This window comes from Herbaspirillum sp. 1173, assembly GCF_031455335.1.
Lineage (GTDB): Bacteria > Pseudomonadota > Gammaproteobacteria > Burkholderiales > Burkholderiaceae_D > Herbaspirillum > Herbaspirillum huttiense.
Map to the genome: position 1 here is coordinate 16,112 of NZ_JAVDSP010000004.1, position 24,897 is coordinate 41,008.

Sequence of the window (24,897 nt, forward strand, 5' to 3'; positions counted from 1 at the left end):
AATACAATGGCTGCACGGTCCGCTGACGCTCTTGTGCCGCCTCGGCCGTGTCCATACGCGCTATCCTCACCAGCCCTCATTGAATCCAGAGAACGCATGCTGCTTGCCACCGTACCGATCCCGCCCACTCCAGATTTCTGGCAACAGGCCGTGCGCGCGCTGCTGCGCGAGGGCCAGCCGCTGGGGCAGGCGCTGCAGGCGCAACAGCAAGGGGCGCTGGATTTCTCGGGCGTGCAATTGATGGTGCCGGCGTTTTCCCACGCCCAGAATTTCAAGGCGGCGCTGTCGCGCGAACTGCGCCGGCCCTACATCGCCCCGCGCATCAATACGCTGTCCGGCCTGCTGGCGATGCAGCCGCCGGGCGAGAGTGAGCCGCCCTCCGAGAGCGAGCGGCTCATGCAGCTCTATGCGCAACTGCGCGAACATGGCTGGCTCAAGAAAATGTTTTCCGCCCGCCGCAATGCCGACCTGCTGCCGCTGGCGCAGACGCTGCTGTCCCTGTCCGATGAGCTGACCCTGGCGCTGCTGCCCGAGATCCGCGCCAATGCGGATGGAGAAGAGGCTGCCGTTGGCCGCTGGACCCAGGCCCTGGCGCAATTGCTGGAGCCGCTGGCACCTTCTGCGCACGGCATGCTCTCCGACGAAGCGGCGCTGGTGTGGCAGGTGTGGAAGACGCAGCTCGATGCCCATGACCGCATCGTGCAACGTTTCGACGCGATGCTGGCGCTGGCGGACCAAGCCAGCCTGCCGCTGGTGTGGGTGAGCCCGACCGAACCGGAACCGCTGGACGCGGCCTTCCTGTCGGCCTACGCCCAGCGCCAGCCGGTGCGCATCGTCACGCTGGACTGGAGCCGCGCGGTCATCGCACCGCTGCATCCGCTGTATCTCTCGGCTTGGGAAGAGCTGGTGCGCGACGATGATGGTCTGCCGATGGAAGCGGACCAGGCTGCGGTCTCCCCCTCGCATCCCATCGCGCTGCCGCGCCTGTGTCCGGCCGGCGACCTCGAAAACGCCGCCATCCAAAGCGCGCAGATTGTGCTGCGCTGGCTGCAGCAGGGCAAGACCGACATCGCCATCGTGGCCCAGGACCGCGTCACCGCACGTCGCCTGCGCGCCTTGCTGGAACGCGCCGAAGTGGCCGTGGCCGATGAGACCGGCTGGAAGCTCTCCACCACCCGCGCCGCCGCTGCGCTGGCCGCGTGGAATGACCTGGTCTCGGCCCGCGGTGAAACCAATGCGCTGCTCGACCTGCTGAAGTCGCCCTTCGTTTTCCCCGATGATGCCGACCGCAGCGACCGCGTCATGCGCATCGAAGCCCGCCTGCGCCGTACCAATATCGCCGGCGACTGGCAGGCACTGCAATCGGCTTTCGCCGAAGCCGGGCAGGCCGATGATCTCGCTTGCATCATCACGCTGGCCAAGCAGGCTGCACGCTTCGGCGGCCGCAAGACGCTGGCGCAATGGTGCGAGACGCAGCGCGGCCTGTGCCAGGCGCTGGGCATGGAAGCTGCGCTGCGCGCCGATGGCGCGGGCGAGCAATGCCTGCTGATGCTCGACGAGATCGCCGCCGAGCAGGGCGGGCTGAGCGATACTTTCAGTTTTGCGGAATGGCGCGCGCTGCTCAATTTGCGTCTGGATGCCACTTCCTTCATGCCGCCCATCAAGGACCGTCGTGTCGTGATGCTGCCCCTGAACGGCGCGCGGCTGCGGCGTTTCGAGGCGGTGCTGGTGATTGGTGCGGATGCGGCGCACTTGCCTTCACCGCCGCAGGAAACCCTGTTCTTCTCCAATGCCGTGCGGCGTGAACTGAACCTGGCCACGCGCGCCACGCGTCAGCGCCAGCAGCTGCGCGACCTCACCGAATTGCTGTGCGTGAATCCGGACGTGGTGCTGTGCTGGCAGACCCATCAGGATGGCGAGCCCAATCCCGTGAGCCCGTGGATCCAGCGCCTTGAACTGAAGCTGGCGCAGCAGGGTGCCGCGCCACTGGAACGCGTGACGCTGCCGCCGCCGCTGAAACCACTGCGTGCGGTGCTCTCCACCATGCCGATGCCGAGCGCACCGGATCTCTTGCCGGCCTCGCTGTCGGCCAGCGGCTTCGGCAGTTTCCTGGCCTGCCCATATCAGTTCTTTGCGCAACGCATGCTGCGCGTGGCGGTGATGGATGAATTGTCGGACATGCCCGAGAAGCGCGACTACGGCAGCTGGCTGCACGAAATTCTTTACCGCTATCATGCCCATCTGCGCGACAACGACACCCCGCTGCCAGCCCGCGCGCCCTTGCTGGCGCAGCTTTCCGAGGAAGTGTTCCAGCGCGAGATGCAGCGCCATCCGGCCGCGCTGGCCTTCCATGCGCGCTGGCAGAAGGTGATGCCGGCCTATCTGCTGTGGGCCAACGAGCGCGAAGCCGAGGGCTGGCAATTCGCGTTCGGCGAAGAGTCGCAATCACACGCCCTGCAATGGCAGGATGGCGGCATCGAATTGTATGGACGCCTCGACCGGGTCGACCGCAATGCCGACGGCGAGCGCGCCGTGCTCGACTACAAGACCCGGACCGCCGGCGACCTCAGAAAGAAGGTCAAGGAAGCGGATGACCACCAGCTGGCCTTCTATGGCCTGCTGGCCGGTGGCGCGGTGGAACACGCGCATTACGTCGCCCTCGAACTGGGCCCTGACAAGAAGACCGGCGCCGCCGCCGCCCCCGATTTCGCACGCCAACAGAAGATGCTCCAGCAACAGATCACCACCACCATGCAAGCCGTCGCCCACGGCGCGGCGCTGCCGGCCAACGGCATCGAATCCGTCTGCCAGTATTGCGAGATGCGCGGCCTGTGCCGCAAGGGAGCCTGGCTGTGAGCGCCGCCGACAAGCAAGCAGCGGCCTATGAGGTCAATGGCGATGCCGTCGACGCCGCCGTCTTCACGCGCGCCGCCTGCGATCCGCGCCATTCGGTGGTGGTTGAGGCCTGCGCTGGCAGCGGCAAGACCTGGCTGCTGGTGGCGCGCATGTTGCGCTTGCTGCTGGCCGGGGCGCAGGCACCGGAACTGCTGGCCATCACCTTCACCCGCAAGGCCGCGCAGGAAATGCGCGAGCGCCTGCTCGAACTGCTGCACGAACTGGCCCTGGCCGACGATGCCCAGGCCGCCACGCTGTTGCGCGAACGCGGTGTGGCCGAGCCCGACTTGCCCCGCTTGCTGCCGGTGGCACGCGGGCTTTACGAGCGCATCCTCTCGTCTGAGCAGAGCCTGTCCATCGACACCTTCCACAGCTGGTTCGCCCGTTTGTTGCAGATTGCACCTTTGGCCTCGGGCGTGCCGCACGGCTATACGCTGACTGAAAAGAATGGCGAGCTGATCGATGAAGCCTACCGCCGCTTCATGCAGAAACTGCGCGAGCCCGAGGGCGCGCCTGTCAAGGCGGCACTGCTGGAACTCTATGAACTGGCGGGTGACTTCAATGCGCGGCAGTTGCTCGATGCCTTCATCGACAAGCGCGCCGAATGGTGGGCGGCCACGCAGGACGACGATGGCGAGGAAGACGAAGAGACAGCCGACATGCCATCGCCCCTGCGCTGGCTGGAATACCTGTGCGGCCCGGATGCCCAGCGCGATGCGCGCCTGTCGCTGTGGGACGATGCGGCACTGGTCGCGCGTGCCAGCCAGATCGCGGTCCTGCTGGGCCAGGGGGGGAGCGCCAACAAGACGCGCGCGGTGGCCATCGAGTCGGCCTTGACGGCGGGTTCCGCGCTGGAGAATTTCGACGCCCTCTACAGCCAGTTCTTCGATGACAAGGACAAGCCGCGCAAGAACGGCAAGGTCAAGTCGCTGCTGGCCGCCCTGGTGCAGCACTTCGGCAGCAGCGAGGAAGCCGCGCTGACGGCCTTTGAAGAAGAGTTCAATGCCATCGGCAACGCACTGCGCAAGCTGCAGGGACGTAGCAAGGAAAAGGCGGTCCTGCAACTCAACCGCGCCCTCTTCACCGCTGGCCGCACCTACCTGGCCTGCTATCAGGAGGTGAAATCCGAACAGCGCGTGCTGGACTTCGCCGACCTCGAATGGCAGGCCTACCGCCTGCTGCGCAACGAGGCCAGCGCCGCCTATCTGCAGACCCGGCTGGATGCGCGCTACAAGCACATCCTGCTGGACGAATTCCAGGACACCAACCCGCTGCAATGGTGCATCGTGCGCTGCTGGCTCGATGCATACGGTGGCGATGCGGCCCAGCCCAGCGTCTTCGTGGTGGGCGATCCCAAGCAATCCATCTATCGCTTCCGCCGCGCCGAGCCGCGCGTGTTCGTGGCCGCGCGCGAGATGCTGCGCGCGCAGGGGGCCGCCATCCTGCGCGCCAACCAGACGCGCCGCAATGCTTCGGCCGTGGTCGATGTACTGAATCGTTCATTCGTCATGGGCGGCAATCCGCTGTTCGCGCAGCAGACCACGCTAGGCCTTGCGGGGGGCGAGGTCTGGCGGCTTCCCCTGGCGCGGCAGGACGAGGATGCAGAAAACGTCATTTCGCCTGAAACCGCCGAGGAAGCTGTCTCCCCCGAGTCCACGGAAAACGCCGAGGACATCATCCCCTGGCGCAACCCCCTGACCACGCCGCGCGGCGAGGAAGATGATGCGCGCCGCCTGCTGGAAGGGCAGGCGCTGGCGCAGGCTTTGCTCAAAGCCTGCCGCGAAGTGCCGGTGGCCGACGGCAAGGGAACGCGCCCCATGCGCTGGGGCGACATCATGCTGCTGGTCCGCAAGCGCACGCACCTGGCGGCCTATGAGAGTGCCTTGCGCGCTGCGGGCATTCCCTTCATTTCCGACAAGCGCGGCGGCCTGCTCGAATCGCTGGAGATCGCCGACCTGATCGCGCTGCTGACTTTCCTCATCACGCCCAACGACACGCGCGCGCTGGCCCACGTCCTCAAGAGCCCGATCATCGGCGCGGCCGATGAGGACCTGGTGCAGATCGCGCGCCGTGTCGCGCAAGCCGAGGGCGGACACTGGTGGCAGCATCTGCAGGGCATGCAGGAGGAGGGCAGTGCTTCGGCCGCTCTGGTGCGTGCCGTGACCCTGCTGCAGCGCTGGCTGCAGGCGGCACCGCACCTGCCGGTGCATGACCTGCTGGACATGATCCTGCATCAGGGCGAACTGGTGGCGCGCTATGCGCAGCATGCCTCGCCGCTCACGCGCAGCCAGACCTTGGGCAACATTGCGGCCTTCGTGGAGCTGTCGCTGAACATGGATGCCGGGCGCTATCCGAGCTTGCCCAAATTCATCGATGCCTTGCGCGTCCTGCAGCGCACTTCAGGTGGCGATGCGCCGGACGAGGCGAGCGTGGATGCCAGCGCCGATGCCGTGCGCATCCTCACCGTGCACAGTGCCAAGGGACTGGAAGCCCCGGTGGTGGCCATCCTCGATGCCAATCACAGCGATTCGGTGGAAGACAATCTCGGTATCCTCTGCGCCTGGCCGCAGGATCAGGATGCACCCACGCACTTCTCGGCCTTTGGCCGGCGCAGCGAACGCGGCTGTGCGCGGGATGATCTGTTCGAGGAAGAAGAAAGCCTGAAGACCCAGGAAGACTGGAACCTGCTGTACGTCGCCGTCACGCGCGCCAAGCAATTGCTGCTGGTCTCGGGCGTGGCCGGTAATCGGGGGGCGGGCGAGGGCGGGGTGGTGGAAGGCAGCTGGTATCAGCGTCTCTTCGCCAGCGATGCGCCGGTGCGCGAGTTCAGCGAGGAAGCCGTTCACGGTGCCGATGCTGCCGCCATCGAAGAGCAATTCTCGCTGGCGCTGTTCGATCCCAAGCCTGTACCGATGTCGCTCTTCGGCGCAGGGCAAGAGGAGGAAGATGCGCTGCCCGAGGTCGATGCCGATGGCACGCTGGTCAGCACCGAGGCCATCGATGAAGGCGTGGCCCTGCATGCGCTGCTGGAACGGCTCACGCACGGCAACGCATGGCCGCTGCACTTGCCCTCGCCGCCTGCTCTGGTGCGCTGGCTGGGCATCTCCGCGGAGATGGCACAGGTAGTGCATGCGCAGGCGCGCGTGGTGCTGGCACAGCCGGAACTGGAGCGCTTCTTCAATCCGTCGTTGCATCGCTGGGCGCGCAATGAAATGGAGATCGTCGCCCCGTCTGGCGTCATGCGGCTGGACCGCGTGGTCATGTTCGACGACGAAGTCTGGGTCATCGATTACAAGCGCCGTCTGCTCGACAGCGAGCGTGCCGATTACGCAGCGCAGCTGGCCCGCTATCGCAGTGCGCTCGTGTCAGTCTTTTCTGACAAACGAATCAGGTCTGCTCTGATTACCGCTGACGGCATCCTGACGGAGCATTGAGGCTCCCCTAACTACATTCATCTTCTCAATGCGCTTCGGATAACTTCCAGAAATTCAATAAATATCAAATCAGGAAATTCAGATTTCCGTTGTAGGTAAAAAAAAGATCATCGCGTAGAGCAAGAGTGATATCTTCTGTACTCCGGTTTTTTGATGAGAGATTTTTTTCTTCAAAAATCTTCTTGTAAAAATCGGGCCCGATCTCGTCGGGCTGCTCGTGCCGCACATGCCCGGCATGTTGCTTACGCGATCCGCAACATGCATGTCATCGTCGAATGATAGTGTGCTGCTGCGGTTCAACACCACATCGTTACAGGAGGAGATATGGAGTGGGCTCTTCCGTCGTTCACCCTCGCACAGACGCTGCAATGGAATGCCCTGCTGGTATTCGGCGGCCTGCTGCTCTTCGGGCTGATCGCGGGCTACGTAGTTTCCAAGTCCCCATGGGTGCCTCGCATCACGGGTTATCTGCTGGTCGGTTTCCTCTTGGGTGCCGGCGGGTTCAATCTGCTTTCCGGTGAAGTCCTCAAGGTCACCAACATCTTTGCCGACATTGCCGTCGCGCTGGTGGTGTACCAGTTGGGACGCTACGTCGACATCGGCTGGCTGCGCCGCGAAAAATGGCTGATGATCACGGTCGCCGTCTCGGCCGTGCTGTGCTTCGGTTTCGTCAGCATCGCCCTGACCTGGTTCGGTACCGATTCGGTCATGGCTCTGCTGGGTGGCGTGATGGCCATTGCCACCGCACCGGCCGTGGTGCTGGTGGTGCTGCGCGACCTCAAGGCGGAAGGCCAGGTCACGCGGCGCCTGGCGGCCATGACCGCGCTCAACAACTTCGTGGCCGTGCTGGCCGCCTATGCGCTCTTGCCGGTGATCGCGCATGAGGCCGGTACGCCCGTCTGGACGCTGATCCAGCACACCCTGTATTCGCTGGTCGGCTCGGCCATCCTGGCCTATCTGACCTACTGGCTGATGATGCCGCTGGCGCGCCTGCTGGGCCGCGAGAACAGCTCGCAGTTCGTGCTGGTGATCTCGGTGATCGCACTGGCCATCGGCGTGGCGCATGCGCTGCATCTGCCGGTGATGCTGACCATGCTGATCTTCGCCATCCTCTCCAAGAACCTGGATCGCCAGTTCGATCTGATGGAGCTGGAGTTTGGTGTCGCCAATGAGTTGTTCGTGGTGATGCTGTTCGTCACCGTGGGCGCATCGATGAAGCTGTCGGACTTGAGCCTGCTGGGCTTCTCGGTGCTGATCCTGATCGCGGCGCGTTTCCTGGCGATGGGCTTGGGCGTGTTCCTGTTTGCCCGCTTTGCCCGCATGAACTGGCGCCAGGCCGGCCTGCTCACGCTGGGCACCTTGCCCATGACCGAGGTCGGCGTGGGCCTGATGCAAACCGTTTCGTCGCTGTATCCGCACACCACGGCCAATGTCTTGCCGCTGCTGGCGGGCAGCATGGTGGTCCTGGAATTCCTGGGGCCGGTGGCAACCCAGTTTGCCCTGATCAAATCTGGAGAGAGTGGACGCGAATGAATACCGAGACACTGATCCGCAACGAACAAGAGTCCCCCGGTACCCAGGCCCACGTGGCCGGTCCGCAGGGCAGCGCCGGCATCCTGCCGTTCGGTTCTTCCACGCCCTTCACCATGGGCATCGAGCTGGAACTGCAACTGGTCAACCGCCGCAACTACAACCTGGCCAGCGATGCGGTCGATCTGCTGAACTGGATCGAGCCGCGTGACCTGCAAAAGCAGATCAAGCTGGAAATGACGCAGGGGATGATCGAGCTCAACTCAGGCATCCACACCCGCGTGGATGAACTGATCGAGGAATTGAAGGGCTTGCGCGGCGCCTTGAACCGTGGCGCGCAATACCTCAACATCGATGTCTCCGGCGGTGGCGCGCATCCCTTCCAGCACTGGAACGAGCAGCGCATCACGCCCAGCGAGCGCTTCCATTACCTGCACGAGAAATACGGCTACCTGGCCAAGACCTTTACCGTCTTCGGCCAGCACATCCACATCGGTGTGGAGAACGGCGATGATGCGCTGTATCTCACGCACGGCTTCTCGCGTTACGTGCCGCACTTCATCGCGCTGTCGGCGGCGTCGCCCTTCTACCAGGGCGCGGACACCAAGTTCGATTCCTCGCGCAGCAACGTGGTGCGGGCGTTCCCGCTGTCGGGAACGGCACCGGTGCATACCAAGTGGGCCGAGTTCGAGACGTATTACGATGAACTGCACCAGATGGGCATCATCGCCAGCATGAAGGATTTCTATTGGGATATCCGTCCCAAGCCGGAATACGGCACCGTGGAAATCCGCGTCTGCGATACGCCGCTGACCATCGAGCATGCGGCGCACCTGGGTGCCTATGCGCAATTGCTGGCGCGCTGGATCCTCACTGAGCGGCCTTTCGTGGTCGGCGATGATTTCTATCTGCTGTACCAGTTCAACCGCTTCGAGGCCAGCCGCTTCGGGCTCAACGGCCAGCTGGCGCTGCACGGCGCGACACCTTCGCAATCGCGCAAGCTGCCCATCTATGAACACCTGCTGCAGCAATTGCAGTTGCTGGAACCCTATGTGGCCAACGAGGCCGAGCAGCAGACCATCACGCGCCTGCGCCGCATCGCGCATGATCGCTTGTCCGATGCCAGCTGGCTGCGCCAGATGTTTGCGCAGCGGGGCTCGCTCAATGACATGATGCGCTTGTCCTCGGAATTGTGGATGGGCGTGGAGCCGCCGCCGTATTTTCAGTAAACGATATAAATGATTTAAATTGCTGGTTAGGATAAAGTTGCACCAAAGTTGAGGCACCTGGCATTCCGCGTGTTTGCAGAGCACGCGGGATGATGGGAGGAAGAAGGCGAAGGGCCGGTATCGCAAGATGCCGGCCCTTGGTCTTTGTGGCTTCCCGAGCGCGCGTTGTTTCCTGGCTCTTGTGTTTTCGGGGCGGGATCGCGGACAATCACGGCTTTGAAGCGGCCTCGGGCTGCACCGAGATGCGTGCCGGAGGAAGCATGAGCAAGAACAATCCCAATCAATTTGATGTCGCCATCATCGGCGCCGGTGCGGCCGGCATGATGTGTGCCGCCGTGGCCGGCCAGCGCGGCCGCCGCGTGGTGCTCATCGACCATGCCGGCAAGCTGGCCGAGAAGATCCGCATCTCCGGCGGCGGCCGCTGCAATTTCACCAATGTGGGGGCGGGTCCGCAGCACTATCTCTCGCAGAATCCGCATTTCTGCCGCAGCGCCTTGTCGCGCTATACGCCGCAGGATTTCATCGGACTGGTCAAGCGCCATCGCATCGGTTTCCATGAGAAGCACAAGGGGCAGCTCTTCTGCGATGACTCCGCCGAAGACATCATCGCCATGCTCAAGGCCGAGTGCGAGGCGGGCAACGTCAGCTGGCGCATGCCCTGCACGGTGCAGGAGGTCGGCAAGAGCGGTGAACAGTTCCGCATCGCTACCAGTGCCGGCGAGATCCAGGCCAGCAGTCTGGTGATTGCGACCGGCGGCTTGTCCATTCCCAAGATCGGGGCCACCGATTTCGCCTATCGCATCGCGCGCCAGTTCGACCTGAAGCTGGTGGAGACGCGTCCCGGCCTGGTGCCGCTGACCTTCGACGGCAAGGCCTGGCAGTCGCTCACCGAACTGGCCGGCATCGCGCTGGAGGTGTCGGTGGAGACCGGCGAGAAGAAGGAGCGCGGACATTTCCTTGAAGACCTGCTGTTCACCCATCGCGGGCTGTCCGGGCCGGCCATCCTGCAGATTTCCAGTTTCTGGCGGCCGGGCACGCCGCTGCGGCTCAATCTCTTGCCGGAACTGGATGTGGCCCAGTTGCTTATTCACGGCAAGGGCACGCTGAAGAAGAATCTCGGCAATCTGCTGTCACAGTGGCTGCCCAACCGCCTGGCCGAAGGCTGGCTCAAGATCAATGGCTTCGATGCCAACGCGCGCATTGCCGACATGCCCGACAAGTCGCTCAAGAAGCTGGGTGACTCGCTCAATCACTGGGTGATCCTGCCCAGTGGCTCGGAAGGTTATCGCAAGGCCGAGGTCACGCTCGGCGGCGTGGATACGCGTGAGTTGTCGCAGCAGACCATGATGGCCAACAAGGTGCCGGGACTGCACTTCATCGGCGAAGCGACGGACGTGACCGGCTGGCTCGGCGGCTACAATTTCCAGTGGGCGTGGGCCTCAGGCGTGGCGGCGGGTTCCGCGGTGTGAGGGCGGCCTGGAAGGCAGGTGTTGGACTTTTTCCTTCATTTGCCCTTGACTTCAGGTGAAGGATCATCTTGACTGTGATAAGTGCCTGATTCTTATCCGTTTTTTACCACGGTGGTGGAAAAAATGCCACGTTTGGCCTTCCAATCGGGTGCCAGTCCTGCTACAATCGCTTTCTTTGCTAATCCAACCTAACCTTTCTGGTTTGAATTTACATGACCACTATTCGCGTTAAAGAGAACGAGCCGTTCGAAGTTGCAATGCGTCGCTTCAAGCGCACCATCGAGAAGACCGGTCTGCTGACCGAACTGCGCGCACGCGAGTTCTACGAAAAGCCGACCGCTGAGCGCAAGCGCAAGCTGGCTGCTGCCGTGAAGCGTCACTACAAGCGTATCCGCAGCCAACAGCTGCCGAAGAAGCTGTACTAAGAATTTCTCGCCGCGCACTCGTGCGGCCGATGTGTAAACCCGCTCCGGTGTTGGTCCGCAGCGGGTTTTCGCATTTATTCCCGATTTGTCGAGGTGTTTTCTCCGGGTGCCTGGCTGGCCTGGTTTTTCCTGTTGGCAGCCCCAAATAGGAAGGAAAGCACCAATTCGGGCTGGCGATAAGCCCATCCATGTTCTACGATGCCAAGACCGGGCCCTGCTTTGTTGCTGCCCGGAATACTGGATGCGGGATGGCGCCAGATCGCAGAATACTCATCCACCTCATCTTCGGAGTACCCCATGGGTTTGAAAGAGCAGATCACGGAAGACATGAAGGCCGCCATGCGCGCCAAGGACATGGGCAAGCTGGGCACCATCCGCCTCTTGACCGCCGCGATGAAGCAGAAGGAAGTCGATGAGCGCGTCGAACTGACCGACGCCCACGTGCTGGCCATCATCGACAAGATGGTCAAGCAGCGCAAGGATTCCATCTCCCAGTTCGAAGCCGGCGGCCGCCAGGACCTGGCTGACGTTGAAAAGGCCGAACTGGCCGTGCTGGCCACCTACATGCCGGCCAGCCTGTCGGATGACGAGATCAAGGCTGAAGTCCAGGCCGCCGTGGCTGCCACCGGTGCTGCCGGTCCCCAGGACATGGGCAAGGTCATGGGCGTGTTGAAGCCCAAGCTGGCCGGACGTGCCGACATGACGGCCGTGTCCGCCCTGGTCAAGGCCGCGCTGGCTGCGTAAGCAGCCCCTTCGCCTCGTTGCCTAACGCCTCGCTGCCCAGGTGATTCCTCAGTCGTTCATCCAGGACCTGCTCAACCGCGTCGACATCGTCGACGTGGTCGGTCGTTATGTGCAACTGAAGAAGGGCGGCGCCAACTTCATGGGCCTGTGCCCCTTCCACAACGAGAAATCCCCCAGCTTCACCGTCAGCCCGACCAAGCAGTTCTATCACTGCTTCGGCTGCGGCGCGCATGGTACGGCGATCAGTTTCCTGATCGAGTACTCGGGGATGGGATTCGTGGAAGCGGTGAAGGATCTGGCCCAGAACGTGGGCATGGTGGTGCCCGAGCGCGAAGACAACATCCCCCTGGCGCAGCGCCAGGAAAAGCAGGCCAAGAGCATGGCCCTGTCGGACGTGATGACGCGCGCCAACGATTTTTATCGTCATCAGCTGCGCAGTGCCCAGCCCGCGATTGCCTATCTCAAGGGCCGCGGACTGACCGGCGAAGTCGCTGCCCGCTTTGGCCTGGGCTATTCGCCGGACGAGTGGGACAGCCTGCGCCAGGTCTTCCCTGACTACGAGAACGAAGTGCTGGTCGAGTCCGGCCTCGTCATCGACAAGAGCGAAGAGGGTGGTGGCCATCGCAAGCGGTATGACCGCTTCCGTGGCCGGATCATGTTCCCCATCCGCAATACCAAGGGCCAGGTGATCGGCTTTGGTGGCCGGGTGATGGACGGTGGTGAACCGAAGTACCTGAACTCGCCCGAAACGCCGCTGTTCCAGAAGGGCAGCGAGCTGTATGGCCTGTTCGAGGCGCGCCAGGCGATCCGCGAGGCGGGTTATGTGCTGGTCACCGAAGGCTACATGGATGTGGTGGCGCTGGCCCAGCTGGGTTTCCCGCAGGCCGTGGCCACATTGGGAACGGCGTGTACGCCCATCCACGTGCAAAAGCTGGTGCGCCAGACCGATGAAGTGATCTTCAGCTTCGACGGCGACAACGCCGGCCGCCGCGCCGCGCGCCGCGCGCTGGAGGCCTGCCTGCCGCATGCTTCGGACAACAAGACCATCAAGTTCCTGTTCCTGCCCAAGGAACACGACCCTGACAGTTATGTGCGCGAGATGGGCGCGCCGGCCTTTGAAGAGCAGATCCGCGAAGCCATGCCGCTGTCGCAGTTCCTGTTGAAGGAAATCATCGGCGAGAACGACTTGCGTACGCCCGAAGGCCGCGCTCATGCGCAGTTTGCCGCCAAGCCGCTGCTGCAGGCCTTGCCGGCATCCGGTCTGCGCCTGCAGATCGTGCGCAGCGTGGCCCAGGCCACGCAGACCACGCCGGCCGAGCTGGAAGTGCTGTTTGAACTGGAAAAGCCGGTGGCGCGCGTACGCAGCGCCCCGCCGCGCACCAAGCGCACCGCCCCGGTCGGGCTGGAGCGCCAGATCATGCGGCTGCTGGTGGCGCATCCGCAACTCTCGGCCGACCTCGATGCCGCCGCGCTGGAAGCCATCGCCCGCATCGCGCCCGACCAGGCCGAGCTACTGGCGCATCTGGTCGGTGTGGCCCAGGGCATGGGCGAGCAGGCCAATTTCGCCGCGCTGGTCGAGCACCTGCGCGAGGGCGGCCCCGAGTTTGACTCGATGATCGCGGAAATCGCGGCCGAGTCGGAATCCGAATTTGATGTGGTGCGGGCCGAGATGGCCGGTGCCATCCGCCAGGCCAGGATCCGCGCACTCGATGACGAGATGCAGATGCTGGTGGCGTCCAACCTGCGCACCGAGGAAGAGCGCAATCGCTATCGTGAGCTGATGCAACGCAAGGAATGGCTCAAGCGCCAGACCGGCGGTGTGGTCGCGGCAGGTTGAGGGGCGGCTTTCCCGTGGAAGCGGGGAGGGGCTGAAAGAAGAATCGGCAGCGAGGGCCTTGCGTGATGTTTGCGTGACCCGATCTGAAGAGTGAGCAGGAGTAGGGAAGCAGAAATCGGCCTGGTGTGGAAAACGCGGTAAAGCACTGCAAATTGTCGTGTTTTACGCACCGGATCGCTGGCGGATGGCCGAATATCGCGGCTTGATCCCAGGGAAAAGAGCCCCATCTGTGCTATAATAGAGGGCTTTAGTTCCGCCGGATGGCTCTTGCATCCCCACCCTGCGGCGACATGCCTTCACCCCGGCGCATCGGGAGGGAGGACGGCAGACAGCGGTATCGCCTGCCGGATTGCAAGCGGCACGACTGCCTGCTGCGCGCGATCGATGGCCCGCCGGTAAAAGGAACGTTGCGCGTGCAGCCGGAGTCTACCGGGCAACCGGTACCGGAGTTGCATCATTAGCATGACTTGATTGGCGCAATGAGTGAATTCTCAATTGGCAGTTGATTCTATGGCAAATGCAATGAAGAAACCCGCGAAAACTCCAGCAGCGTCGGCAAAGAGCAGCAAGACGGCAGCGGCGGTAAAATCGACCGCTGCGGCCAAGACCACCCAGGCGGTAGCCGCCAAATCGCCAGTCAAGGGGACGGCGAAGGCTGCTGTTACCGTAAAACCCACGGCCAAGACTGCAGCAGCAGCGACGCCGAAAAAGACGGCAGCCCAGACAACTGCCGCCAAGCCGGCCCGCGCCGCATCGCCCAAAGCGACTGCAACGCCAGCCAACAAGTTACCTCAAGCCGCCGAACAAGCGGTTTCTGTGAAAGCGACGAAGACTTCCGTGACCACCAAGAAACCCGAAACCAAGACCGCCAAGACCACCAAAGCCGCACAGGTGGAAGGCAAAGACGTCAGCGCGACTGCTGCGTCGAGCGTAAGCCAAACCACTGATGCCGCTGCCCTGGCAGCCATCGACACGTCCGGCTATGTGCTGCCGAGCGTCAAGGTGCCGGGCCGCCGTGGCCGCAAGCCCAAGGAATTCCAGCCCGAGAGCGATGAAGTTGCCGCACTGAACACCATCGAGCGTACCGAACTGAAGGCGGCCGACAAGGCCAAGGCCAAGGATCGCAAGGCCAAGGAAAAGGCCTTGTTGAAGGACGCTTTCTCTTCCGACACCGAAGCCAGCGAAGAAGAGCTGGAGCGCCGTCGCCAGAAGCTCAAGACCCTGATCAAGCTGGGCAAGGAACGTGGTTTCCTGACCTTCTCGGAAATCAACGACCACCTGCCGGAAAACATCGTCGATCCAGAAGCCATCGAAGGCATCATCGGTACCTTCAGCGACATGGGCATCTCGGTCTACGAGCACGCTCCTGATGCGGAAACCCTGCTGCTGTCGGACAACGTGGCCAACGTGGCCAGCGATGATGACGCCGAAGCCGCAGCCGAAGCTGCACTGTCGACCGTCGATTCCGATTTCGGCCGTACCACCGACCCGGTGCGCATGTACATGCGTGAAATGGGTTCGGTCGAACTGCTGACCCGCGAAGGCGAAATCGAAATCGCAAAGCGCATCGAAGATGGCCTGAAGGACATGATCCAGGCCATCTCCGCCTGCCCGACCACGATCGCCGAGATCCTGGCTGCGGCTGACCGCATCTCCAAGGATGAGATCAAGGTCGACGAAATTGTCGACGGCCTGGTCGATCCCAACGAGAGCGAACAGCAGGTCGAGGCGGCCTCTTCCGATTCCGATGAGGACGACGAGGAAGAGGAAGAAGAGGAAGAAGACGAAGAAGAAGAGGAAAACGAGAGCAGCGGCTCTGGTGCCGCCGGCTTCTCCGCCGAACAGCTGGAACAGTTGAAGCGCGACGCGCTGGGCAAGTTCGCCGTCATCGGCACCCAGTTCGAGAACATGCGCAAGGCTTTCGAGAAGGAAGGCTACAACTCCAAGCCTTACGTCAAGGCGCAGGAAATCATTTCCAACGAGCTGCTGGGCATCCGCTTCACCGCCAAGATCGTCGAGAAGCTGTGCGACACCCTGCGTGCGCAGGTGGACGAAGTGCGTACCGTGGAACGCCAGATCCTGGACGTGGCCGTCAACAAGTGCAACATGCCGCGCGCGCACTTCATCAAGGTGTTCCCGGGCAATGAAGTGAACCTGGACTGGGTGGATGGCGAAGTCGCCGCCAACCATGACTACAGCGCCGTGCTGAGCCGCAACGTGCCGGCCATCAAGGAACTGCAGCAGAAGCTGATCGACCTGCAGGCGCGCGTAGTACTGCCGCTGCCGGACCTGCGTGCGATCAACAAGAAGATGGGCGCCGGCGAGAAGAAGGCGCGCATGGCCAAGCGTGAAATGACCGAGGCCAACCTGCGTCTGGTGATCTCGATCGCCAAGAAGTACACCAACCGTGGCCTGCAGTTCCTGGACCTGATCCAGGAAGGCAACATCGGTCTGATGAAGGCGGTGGACAAGTTCGAATATCGTCGCGGCTACAAGTTCTCGACCTATGCGACCTGGTGGATCCGTCAGGCCATCACCCGCTCGATCGCTGACCAGGCGCGCACCATTCGTATTCCGGTGCACATGATCGAAACGATCAACAAGATGAATCGCATCTCGCGTCAGATCCTGCAGGAAACCGGTGCCGAGCCGGATCCCGCGACCCTGGCGATCAAGATGGAAATGCCGGAAGACAAGATCCGCAAGATCATGAAGATCGCCAAGGAACCGATCTCCATGGAAACGCCGATCGGTGACGACGACGACTCCCATCTGGGCGACTTCATCGAAGACAACAACACGCTGGCGCCGGCCGATGCGGCCTTGCATGCCTCGATGCGCAACGTGGTCAAGGACATCCTGGATTCGCTGACCCCGCGCGAAGCGAAGGTGCTGCGCATGCGTTTCGGTATCGAGATGTCGACCGACCATACGCTGGAAGAAGTGGGCAAGCAGTTCGACGTGACCCGCGAGCGTATTCGTCAGATCGAAGCCAAGGCATTGCGCAAGCTGCGTCATCCTTCGCGTTCGGACAAGCTCAAGAGCTTCCTGGAAGGGAATTGATCTTAAGGGTGAGTCAGGATTGGCCGGCGAGATGTTAAAATCGCCGGCTGATTTTTTGGCCCCCTAGCTCATGCTTGGTTAGAGCAGCGGACTCATAATCCGTTGGTGCCGTGTTCGACTCACGGGGGGGCCACCAGTACTAGAGCGGCTTAGCGCTTAGTTGCGCTAAGCCGCTTTTTCTTTTGCTGGGGGATTTTTTGCCCGTTTTGGCAAAATGGCTGTAGGCCACTGGACTGTTGTGTTCAACTGCTTAAGCGAAATTTTCGGCTTCTTATTGATTCACCCTCGGAACTTGAACCTCTCCATTTGACCCACCTTCCACCGTTTCACAAAGGCAGCCACACGATCGTACGACCCTTCATATCCCAGCTCTAATAGATCCAGGAACATCTGTTTCAGGGCTCTTCGTTGCCTAGAGATTTAACGGATTCAGAGCTCAGCCAAGCGGAGAGCCTGGGAGTGAACTCATCAAGAGAGCTAGGCGAATGCCTTGCTGGGTATGCTGCCTCGATCGAGTCTGACTGGATACAACAGCGAACCGTATTCTGGGAGATGTCCAACGGCGGGCAATTTCGCGGATGGCAGATAGCGGATATCGCAGTGACCCGTCCATTTTTCCCGTGCCAAGCCAATTCGGAATAGCTCCGGTTGATATAGCCAAGATTCCATCCTATTCGTAAATCTTCCCCATGAACAGGATATCGGCAACCCTACGCCAAGGATTTCTGGGAACTTCATAGAGTTGGGGCCCATTTCTTGAATTCTCCACCCAACGGGCGGACGCTTTTAAAAAAGCGCCAATATTGCCGTTCTCCCAGCCCAGTGCCCCCGCAGAGTACGGCGATTGAGGTGACGCCGCGAGTAATTCAGTTTCTGCAAACCAGTCTGCGGAGAGTACATTCAGAAAATTGATGAAACTCACTTCGTCCACCACAGCATCTCGCGCAGACTCAAGTTGTCTTTGCATTTCTTGTTTAATGTATTTTGTGCTCATCTAGTATCCTCGTAACATTTCCCACTTTTGGGCTATAACCCTCGGCTTCCGATGCAAAGCCGCCATGGGCACCCAGGGAAGATCCCCACAATGCTCGATTTTTTACGTGACTGGCGGGCTTTGACCAAAAAACAATGCCTATAGACATGGGAAGGCAGGGCGGGATTCGTCCGTTATCCACCCTTCACGATAAGCGATCAGAGAGTAAATCAATAGCTTCAGGCTGATAGCGGTGGTCGCGTCGCCAGTGTCGCAGAAGAAAAGCCACCCGTATAGGTGGCCTTTTGAGGCGTGACGATTTCGGGACGCTCTCCGGCAGTAACGTCTAATGTTCCGTTAGTTATTTCTTGCCGATGCGGTCTATTGCACTTTTCAGTGAGCTCGTCGCGAGGTGAGCATACCGTTTCGTGCTGGAAGCTGTTTTATGCCCGAGAACTGCGCCGACTGTGTAGAGATCAACTCCATCATTGATCATTGAGCTAGCTGCGCTGTGCCGCAAGTCGTGAAAGTGCAGCCAATCTAAGCCCACCTTTCGGCGAGCATCCCTGAAGTGCTTGGAGATGCGGCTCTGGTCTGGAAGCATAATTTTTGCGCAGCAACGAATCTTGCGATGCATGGGAACGATCCGCGGTTCACCATTCTTTGTATCTTCCAGTATGAAAGAATCTTCGGTTCTAACTGCCAGCAGGATTTCGGACATCCGCATACCACTGTAGAACGCAATGCGAACAGCGGCCCGCATAGGACGATGGTTCGATGCTAAGCAAAGCTGCAGCATTTCTTTCCTGCTGATGTATCGACGGCGCTCATTGCGTACCATCGGGGCAACGACACGTTCGGCCGGATCATGTTCGGACATACCATGATGCTTCCAAGCATATCTGCAGGCCGAAGTGAGATAGCGAATGCGATTACGTAAAGTAGCCGCCGCTAGCGGCGTTTCATTGTCTTCGTTAACCCGCCCGGCTTTTGCCAGATAAGTCTTGCAAACTTGCGGGAGTTCGGACATATGACGGCCCTTGTACGCGAAATACATTTGCGCCAGCTCCCGCGCTATATTGGCACCGCTTTTCAAGAGCGGGATGCGCTCCTCGATATAGATATTTACTGCATCATCAATTAAGAAATTTGGCCGTTCAACGTTATTCGCTATCGCATAGAGACGTGCGGATTCTTCCCGGTCGAAGGCGTCGGCCTGGGACTTATTCCAAGTTTTCGGAAGGTATTTTCTAATCCTGATCCTTTTGCCTTTAAGACGGCGGTCGAATTCAAAGACGAAATTACCTCTTTCTTTGTCGCGGTATATCGGCATGATTCCAAATAGCTAAACAGGTCAATTCGGTTGAAAAGGATACGTCTGCCGATCCGATAACAAGGAATCGGGCCAGCAGGCGCAGCCAGGTCATATACGTGGCGCGGCGATACACCGAGAGTTACTGCAGCGGACGCTACTCCAATGAGAGACGGCTCAGTGTTCTCCTGAATCATCGTAAATTTCCTTATCGAGTTTTATGCGAATGCGACAGCGCGAGCGCTGAAGTCAGCTAGGGAAAGGCTGCGCTTCGACGTGGAGTTGCTCTTGGCTCGGCGAGCAAGGCCCGAATCATCGCAAGTGATGATGTCCGCCAGCGGGACGCCATGGAACTGTCCTGCTAGTTCGTTTTCCAGCTCTACCCAGGCGAACCGTTCGCCATTGCCCAGATGCTGACGAATGACCGACACATAACCGGCCAGCACGCCATCGTCGGGCGTGTTGAACGTGATGCGGTCCATGCTCTGTGGAGGCTGCATTACGAAGTCGCGCGGCTCTTTGGCAGAGGCGACGATTACATCAAATTTCACAGGTGCATTCATTGGTTCTTCTCCTTGGTGGCCGTAACAGAGCACACGCCAAAGCGATCGACGGCGGCGGCGATCACGTCGCAGCTATGGGCTGCGATGGCGGTGTAAGAATGGCGTGCGCTGGCAGTGCGCACGACGACACGAAACGCGGTCATGGGGCGTTCCCTTTCGTTGGATTGGTATCAATCGGAAGTTCGGTCACATCGAGCCGGCCAGCGCGCCAGTCGGCTACCTGGTGAGGCGTGCCGTGACGCGGTGACTTGTCCGGCACAGGCACCACGCGTGGCCAGGGGCATGCCCTGATGGCATCCCAGGCGGCCAGGGCCCGGCGCTGTTCGTCCACCGTCATGGCTGGTGTTGGCCATGTCGGCATGTCGTCTACCACCGGCCGGGGCCAGGGACATGCGCCCAAGGCGAGCCAGGCACGATTGATCTGCGCGGCCTGGTCGGGCTTGAACATGACCGGCGCTGGTGAAGTCTTCGGTTCGAAGGACACAGCGGCCGCAAAGTCACGCCCGGCGGGCTGCGTACAGTTATTTACACGAGTCCAAGGGAACCCCGAACCCGCCGATGCGCGGGCGTCGTGCCCTTGAACTGGCGTCCATGTGTGACGAACCGATTTAAAAACCACACCGGCCATCTGGCGGCATTGAACGCCATAGGGCATGACACGTTCGCATTCTTCATAGCGGCCGGTGACAGTCTTGGTTTCCTTGGCCAGCGTGACCATCAGATCGTCGCGTTTTACAAGCGCGCCGCCCTGCGCACGCAGATAACTGGCCCAGCATGCACGCTTCTCGCCTTCGACCTTCTGCACAGCATCCCATGCGGCGGCCATGGCCGGAGGAGCCTGTTTGACCATGTCTGCTGGCACGCGGCGCAGTTCGCGCCACACGCTTACCGGTGCGCCACCCCATTGCTGGAACTGGCGAATGCCCCAGCGGGCCGCCCAAGCTTCCACGCGGGCCGAGGGCGTTAGCTCACGATCCCCCGCCATATCGGTGGTGATGAGGTAGCCTTCTTTGGTCTTGTGGTCCGCCACGCCATCGATGTTCTTGGCCACGTACTTAGCGATATAACCGGCAGCACTGCCTTTCGCCCAATCAATGCGTTTCACGTCAAGCCGGCGCTTGAATGCACCCGGTTCGCCGCGATCCGCACGCCAGGCGTATCGCTTCATGATGCGGATAGCGCGGCTGGCCACGTCCTTGACGTGCGGCGTGGTGTAATCCGGCAGCGCGCGCACGAACACCAGCATGTGCCAGTGCGGGCAACCGTCATGATGCGGTTCAGCAATACGGAAGCCGTACAGCCCGATACCACGTCGAGCGAGCGCCGAGCGCGCCAGTGCCGTCATCTTGCCCAGGTACTTATTGGCTGTGCGCGGGTCGGAGCCGTCATACCTGGGATTCGGCTTGCCGGTGTGCAGGGTTGCATGGAAGCGCGATGGACACGACCATGTGAGGAACAGGCCCTGATCGTTGCACTCCTTCGCGATGGTCTCGAAACCATTGATGCGCAACATGAGTTCGCCGCGACGAATAGTCTTGTTCGCAGTCGTTTTCTCGGCCAGCTCAGCAATGCTGAATTCCTGGCCTGCCTCATTGCGCACAATGGTCGCTTCTAGAGCGGCGGCATTTCTTCTGTTCTGCGCCAGGCGAGAGAGTACGGCGTCATTACTGGCATAGGGCTCACCGTGATAGTGGACATAACCCAGGCGGATATTTCCACCTTCAAAGGCTCTTCCGACTACCTTGCGCAGTTGCCTGCGCCACCAGCGCGGATCCACGACACGCGCAATGATGGCACGCAGATCGTCATCATCCACTTCAGGCATATCAATGCCGTAGTCACTACACTCTTGCTCGATGAGGTCGCGTGCGTGGGTATCAGAAATCGCTTTCCACAAGATTTTCTTGACGTTCTCGGCGGCTTTCTCGGCCGTGGCGCAGATATCGGCATCATCCTGCGACAGATCCACGCCGGCCGGCACATACTGCGCAGCGAATTCCCGGACGAACTGAACCGCAACCGGCTCAAAAATCTTGTTCCAGTGCCATACCGACATCAGTTCCAGTGCCTGACTCACGACACGTCCGCGCCACTTCAGCGGAATACGTGCCAGTTCTCCGGCAAACTGCCGGGACTCCACGAAGGCCCGATGCCGACGGCGTGTCTTGGCATCGACTGTTCTAGACTGCATTGAGGGCTCTTTCATACGTCGTAATGGCCCGCAGCACTGCGTGGCGCATGGCCAGGCGTTCAGCTTCAGTGAAGGAGTGAATAGGGCATTCCCAGCGATCTGCCGAGAGTCCCGCCAGGGCCAGGATGTGTCGACGCACTGGCTTGGGCATCGCCGCCCAGGAATAGGCAATCCCGGTTTGGAGATTGGGACGCCGCCGGTTGCGCAGCAGCGAAATGGACTTCTCTAGCTCAGCCTTAGCGGCCTCATTGCCCGGAGGCGTGGGCACCCATGCCGCGCGCTCGCGCAGCAGGTCCGATGCCGGGCGGAATGACGCATGGTCCTTAATTCGTGCACCGCGCATCATCACCCCCGTACCAGCCCGAGAGCCGCCAGAAGAGATGGTGCAAGCAACAGAAGAGCAGCGATGCCATGAGCGATCACAGTACGCATTACCATGCCCCCATCAGACCGCCGAGGCGCTGCAAGCGCTGAACGAGGCGGGCGGATATAGCGTTCTTCCCTTCCCAGATCACATTCCACTGCAGGTCATCCTGTAGCACTGCCTTGCGCAGCAACATTCGCTGCGCACATTGAAATTCTTTAATGTCGTCGCCCATACGAAGCCGCAGCGAGGCGAGCGCAAGCGTTGTCTGTTGCTGATCGAGAGCCATGTGAGGTTTCTTTAGGGTGAGCGAATCCCGCGTGCGCCAAACGGCGCACGACAGGTCTTAGTTAAATTTGGAGGTTCAGCGACCGGCTAAGCGGTCACCGGTAAGTCAGGCAGTGCCTGTTCCTTGGGGTGCGAGATACGCACGGGGCGAGATGGGAAGGCTCACCTCTGGATTGGGCATCGCGGACATCGACACGGTACGAGAAATCTCCAGCGTGGCAACGAAGGTATGGCCGCAATCGACGTTTTGGCATCGATAGGTGATTTCCTTCATGAGCGTGGACATGGTTCGACTTTTGGCTGCACGTACAGGGCTTTGGCAATGAGGGCACGGCAGGCTAATTACACGCATGTTGTTTTCTTTCCCTTGATGGCATAGAGTGCACGCCCCTTGCCTGTAACACGTTTGATACCTTCTCGAACAGATTGCGCTAGAGCGAACTCAGCGGCCTGTTCAATCGTGTCGAAGCCTTCTCGCATCATGATCACTTCCAGGGCTTCGACTAACGCAGGATGGGTGAACGGCAATTCGATATCAGGCATTGCGAGGCACTGAAAAGTGGCTCGTGAGCGCCTTTGCTTGCACGTTCTGCTCGGATAAGATCGGCATCGAATAGGATTGCGCCAGGGCGATGGCCTGATGCATCAACAGATCATGGGCCAGCGTGGCCAGGTTTTCACCCTGGTACTGCGCCAGGGCTTTCATGATGTCGTAGTTGTCATCGTTGACGCGCACTACGATGCGGCGGTGACGGATTTTGCGGGGATCGTCGTACATAGCAGCCTCCTATGTTCAAGCCCGTCCGGCCTTGACGTCTTTGTCGTAGGCGGCCATGCCGCGTAAGATCAGCAGGCGCACAAAAGAAGAGCGCGTGCGCAAATCCTGGCGGGCCAACTCAGCCAGTCTTTGCTCTTCATCAGCTTCAAGGCGGAAGGTAACGGCCACCGAAGTATCGGTATGTGGGCGGGATACGTGCTTGGAGAAAGTAGGCATATGGGATAATTGGATGTACACGTCACTTAGCAATGACGTGAATATTAGTTCTCAAAAACGTACCTGTCAAACAAATATTTGCGTAATGAGTACCTTTGGTCAAAGATTAAAAGATGAGCGTAAGCGCCTAGGCCTTACTCAACCGGAGTTTGCTGCCGTCGGTGGGGTGGAAAAGGGAGCGCAAATCAACTATGAGCAAGACAAGCGCTTTCCAGGCGCGGACTATCTAATTGCCGTTGCGGCGCTTGGTGTTGACACCCAGTATGTTTTACTTGGTGTTCCGTCTTCCGACGGGTTGACGGAAGACGAATCGGAGCTTCTGGTGGGATATCGGAAGTTGGATCTTCGTGCGAAGGCCCGCGTCCTTGGCGTGGTCGAAGGAGCGAGCGATACAGATACACCGGCACCCGCTCCAAAAGGTCGGGCGAATATCACAATTCACGGCGGTGTAGGGCAACAAATTCAGGGCGAGACCTTTAAAAAGGTGGTTGGCCCTCAGATGGTCAAAGCCCCGTCTAAGAAAAAGTCATGAAATGGAGCAGTGCCTCTTCGATGTGATAGATGGCTGCGTTAAGGGTTATTTTTGCGAAGTAGGGTGGTAATGGTAGGGAAAATTAATATTCGGGGAAGCGTTTCTCAATTCATCAATGGGAATGTGCACAGTATCAGCGGCCCAACGACCGTTGGTACTCGGAAGTCGAGTGAAGTACGAGACGTAGAGGGCCCCCAAAGGATCACTGAATTCCAGCGGAAAAGGATTACCGTATTAGTGAAAGAATGGTCTGCCATTTCCGGTGAAAAGGAGGTCGAAATTTATAAGATCTTTATGAAAGACTTTGGAGTTCGATATTTCCGAGAATTTCCAAGTGAGCATTATTCGACCGTGAAAGAAACGCTAGAGGGATGGATTGCGTCCGGCGCGTGCAAAGCGGATCGGGTTGCGATTCCAGGAGGGATGAAAGTCGTGCAGAGCGCAAAACTGCAACATCATCTTAGATGTCTCGTTTGTCTTGAAAAAGATGCAGCTTTCGCCCGTGCTCAAAGGGCTACATTCGCACTGGCGGCTTTGGCGTTCGCGCTCTCGCTATTATGCGGGTGGCTGCTCTATAAGATGCCTGTTTCTTGAGTGGCGTCTAATTTGGCTCTTATTTGAAGTGAATTAATCCCTCAATCATCCCGGTCCGGCCCGGGGGAGTAATCCAGGAGACGGCCAATTCTGCGAGCAAATCAACACATCGGATAGTTTCGGCTTAAGAGACCGCCGAAGAGCCATACGTCAATCTGCTCATATAACTATGCAGAACGAACTCGTCGCGACGTTTTTCTATGTTAGGTACCGAACAGTTCGGTACAAGCCAAATCGTTACCTTAAGCTACTGAACGTCTGTTCAACTAATTCCTTTATCGCAAAAGTCGGCAAGAGGTTGTCCGGAAGTCTCGAATCCAGACGTGCCATTTGTCTTTTATTCGCCAAGGAGTTCATATGCTTACTTACGAAACTGATGGTAGCGATGGTAGCTTCTGCTACCGATTGGAGTACTCAAAGTGTGATGCTGGCTGGTCTCTCGAGTCCATGCAGGTGAAAC

The 24,897-nt window shown here is 60.1% G+C and carries 23 protein-coding genes, 1 tRNA gene and 1 pseudogene; 12 read left to right on the plus strand and 13 right to left on the minus strand.

Translation table 11 applies throughout. The features are described 5' to 3' along the window. The first annotated feature begins 96 nt into the window (after positions 1 to 96). The 8 genes from J2X56_RS14790 to dnaG all read left to right on the plus strand — a co-directional run bounded on the left by J2X56_RS14790 (position 97) and on the right by dnaG (position 13,563). Positions 97 to 2,856 (plus strand): PD-(D/E)XK nuclease family protein, encoded by a 2,760-nt coding sequence (locus J2X56_RS14790; RefSeq protein WP_310160674.1) that lies wholly within the window; start codon positions 97 to 99, stop codon positions 2,854 to 2,856. Continuing rightward, complete coding sequence (locus tag J2X56_RS14795; protein ID WP_310160675.1) at positions 2,853 to 6,329, plus strand: UvrD-helicase domain-containing protein; 3,477 nt, start codon at positions 2,853 to 2,855, stop codon at positions 6,327 to 6,329. The genes J2X56_RS14790 and J2X56_RS14795 overlap by 4 nt, the downstream gene beginning before the upstream one ends. A gap of 324 nt (positions 6,330 to 6,653) precedes the next feature. Next, entirely contained in the window at positions 6,654 to 7,862 is a 1,209-nt protein-coding gene (locus tag J2X56_RS14800) for a cation:proton antiporter (protein ID WP_034331088.1), read from the plus strand. After that, on the plus strand, positions 7,859 to 9,088 hold the full coding sequence (locus J2X56_RS14805) for a YbdK family carboxylate-amine ligase (protein ID WP_039790074.1): 1,230 nt from the start codon (positions 7,859 to 7,861) through the stop codon (positions 9,086 to 9,088). The genes J2X56_RS14800 and J2X56_RS14805 overlap by 4 nt, the downstream gene beginning before the upstream one ends. A 260-nt stretch (positions 9,089 to 9,348) precedes the next feature. After that, entirely contained in the window at positions 9,349 to 10,557 is a 1,209-nt protein-coding gene (locus J2X56_RS14810; RefSeq protein WP_310160676.1) for an NAD(P)/FAD-dependent oxidoreductase, read from the plus strand. 212 nt (positions 10,558 to 10,769) lie between these two features. After that, entirely contained in the window at positions 10,770 to 10,982 is a 213-nt protein-coding gene (gene rpsU, locus J2X56_RS14815; RefSeq protein ID WP_006462949.1) for a 30S ribosomal protein S21, read from the plus strand. A 297-nt stretch (positions 10,983 to 11,279) separates the two neighbouring features. Then, positions 11,280 to 11,726, plus strand: coding sequence for a GatB/YqeY domain-containing protein (locus J2X56_RS14820; protein WP_121044756.1), 447 nt, complete (start codon positions 11,280 to 11,282; stop codon positions 11,724 to 11,726). 40 nt (positions 11,727 to 11,766) lie between these two features. Continuing rightward, positions 11,767 to 13,563 (plus strand): DNA primase, encoded by a 1,797-nt coding sequence (gene dnaG / locus J2X56_RS14825; RefSeq protein WP_310160677.1) that lies wholly within the window; start codon positions 11,767 to 11,769, stop codon positions 13,561 to 13,563. A gap of 491 nt (positions 13,564 to 14,054) precedes the next feature. Here dnaG and J2X56_RS14830 read toward each other — a convergent pair whose 3' ends face one another. After that, positions 14,055 to 14,348: a hypothetical protein gene (locus J2X56_RS14830; RefSeq protein ID WP_227022640.1), complete on the minus strand. Its 294-nt coding sequence runs from the start codon at positions 14,346 to 14,348 to the stop codon at positions 14,055 to 14,057. A gap of 52 nt (positions 14,349 to 14,400) precedes the next feature. On the opposite strand from J2X56_RS14830, the gene rpoD reads away from it, so the two are divergent. Together rpoD and J2X56_RS14840 are read left to right on the plus strand one after the other, a co-directional pair. Then, positions 14,401 to 16,626 (plus strand): RNA polymerase sigma factor RpoD, encoded by a 2,226-nt coding sequence (rpoD, locus tag J2X56_RS14835; protein ID WP_008325811.1) that lies wholly within the window; start codon positions 14,401 to 14,403, stop codon positions 16,624 to 16,626. A gap of 57 nt (positions 16,627 to 16,683) precedes the next feature. After that, positions 16,684 to 16,762 (plus strand) — tRNA-Ile (locus J2X56_RS14840). Between the two features lie 534 nt (positions 16,763 to 17,296). Here J2X56_RS14840 and J2X56_RS14845 read toward each other — a convergent pair. From J2X56_RS14845 to J2X56_RS14895, 12 genes and pseudogenes are all read right to left on the minus strand, one after another. Next, entirely contained in the window at positions 17,297 to 17,620 is a 324-nt protein-coding gene (locus J2X56_RS14845) for a hypothetical protein (RefSeq protein ID WP_310160678.1), read from the minus strand. Between the two features lie 340 nt (positions 17,621 to 17,960). Continuing rightward, positions 17,961 to 18,932: a site-specific integrase gene (locus tag J2X56_RS14850; RefSeq protein WP_310160679.1), complete on the minus strand. Its 972-nt coding sequence runs from the start codon at positions 18,930 to 18,932 to the stop codon at positions 17,961 to 17,963. Positions 18,933 to 18,985: 53 nt separating this feature from the next. Further along, positions 18,986 to 19,108 (minus strand): annotated as a pseudogene (locus J2X56_RS27035) (hypothetical protein); the annotation flags it as partial. A 21-nt stretch (positions 19,109 to 19,129) separates the two neighbouring features. Next, positions 19,130 to 19,474 (minus strand): hypothetical protein, encoded by a 345-nt coding sequence (locus J2X56_RS14855; RefSeq protein ID WP_310160680.1) that lies wholly within the window; start codon positions 19,472 to 19,474, stop codon positions 19,130 to 19,132. Further along, positions 19,471 to 19,617, minus strand: a complete 147-nt coding sequence (locus J2X56_RS14860; RefSeq protein WP_199181604.1) for a hypothetical protein — start codon at positions 19,615 to 19,617, stop codon at positions 19,471 to 19,473. Before J2X56_RS14860 ends, J2X56_RS14855 begins: the two co-directional genes overlap by 4 nt. After that, a complete protein-coding gene (locus tag J2X56_RS14865; protein ID WP_310160681.1) occupies positions 19,614 to 21,665 on the minus strand; it encodes a replication endonuclease in 2,052 nt (683 codons plus the stop codon). The genes J2X56_RS14860 and J2X56_RS14865 overlap by 4 nt, the downstream gene beginning before the upstream one ends. After that, positions 21,655 to 22,011: a hypothetical protein gene (locus tag J2X56_RS14870; RefSeq protein WP_242405628.1), complete on the minus strand. Its 357-nt coding sequence runs from the start codon at positions 22,009 to 22,011 to the stop codon at positions 21,655 to 21,657. Before J2X56_RS14870 ends, J2X56_RS14865 begins: the two co-directional genes overlap by 11 nt. 85 nt (positions 22,012 to 22,096) lie before the next feature. Next, positions 22,097 to 22,318 (minus strand): hypothetical protein, encoded by a 222-nt coding sequence (locus J2X56_RS14875; protein WP_310160682.1) that lies wholly within the window; start codon positions 22,316 to 22,318, stop codon positions 22,097 to 22,099. A 105-nt stretch (positions 22,319 to 22,423) separates the two neighbouring features. Then, positions 22,424 to 22,669, minus strand: coding sequence for an ogr/Delta-like zinc finger family protein (locus J2X56_RS14880; RefSeq protein WP_075259284.1), 246 nt, complete (start codon positions 22,667 to 22,669; stop codon positions 22,424 to 22,426). Then, a complete protein-coding gene (locus J2X56_RS14885) occupies positions 22,660 to 22,860 on the minus strand; it encodes a hypothetical protein (RefSeq protein WP_044530748.1) in 201 nt (66 codons plus the stop codon). Before J2X56_RS14885 ends, J2X56_RS14880 begins: the two co-directional genes overlap by 10 nt. Further along, positions 22,853 to 23,095 (minus strand): hypothetical protein, encoded by a 243-nt coding sequence (locus J2X56_RS14890; protein WP_006461600.1) that lies wholly within the window; start codon positions 23,093 to 23,095, stop codon positions 22,853 to 22,855. The genes J2X56_RS14885 and J2X56_RS14890 overlap by 8 nt, the downstream gene beginning before the upstream one ends. A 15-nt stretch (positions 23,096 to 23,110) precedes the next feature. Next, positions 23,111 to 23,263: a hypothetical protein gene (locus J2X56_RS14895; RefSeq protein WP_233207678.1), complete on the minus strand. Its 153-nt coding sequence runs from the start codon at positions 23,261 to 23,263 to the stop codon at positions 23,111 to 23,113. Positions 23,264 to 23,396: 133 nt separating this feature from the next. Here J2X56_RS14895 and J2X56_RS14900 point away from each other — a divergent pair, with 133 nt between their 5' ends. Continuing rightward, on the plus strand, positions 23,397 to 23,843 hold the full coding sequence (locus J2X56_RS14900) for an XRE family transcriptional regulator (RefSeq protein ID WP_310160995.1): 447 nt from the start codon (positions 23,397 to 23,399) through the stop codon (positions 23,841 to 23,843). A 237-nt stretch (positions 23,844 to 24,080) separates the two neighbouring features. Continuing rightward, positions 24,081 to 24,437 (plus strand): hypothetical protein, encoded by a 357-nt coding sequence (locus J2X56_RS14905; protein WP_310160683.1) that lies wholly within the window; start codon positions 24,081 to 24,083, stop codon positions 24,435 to 24,437. Positions 24,438 to 24,897 lie beyond the last annotated feature (460 nt).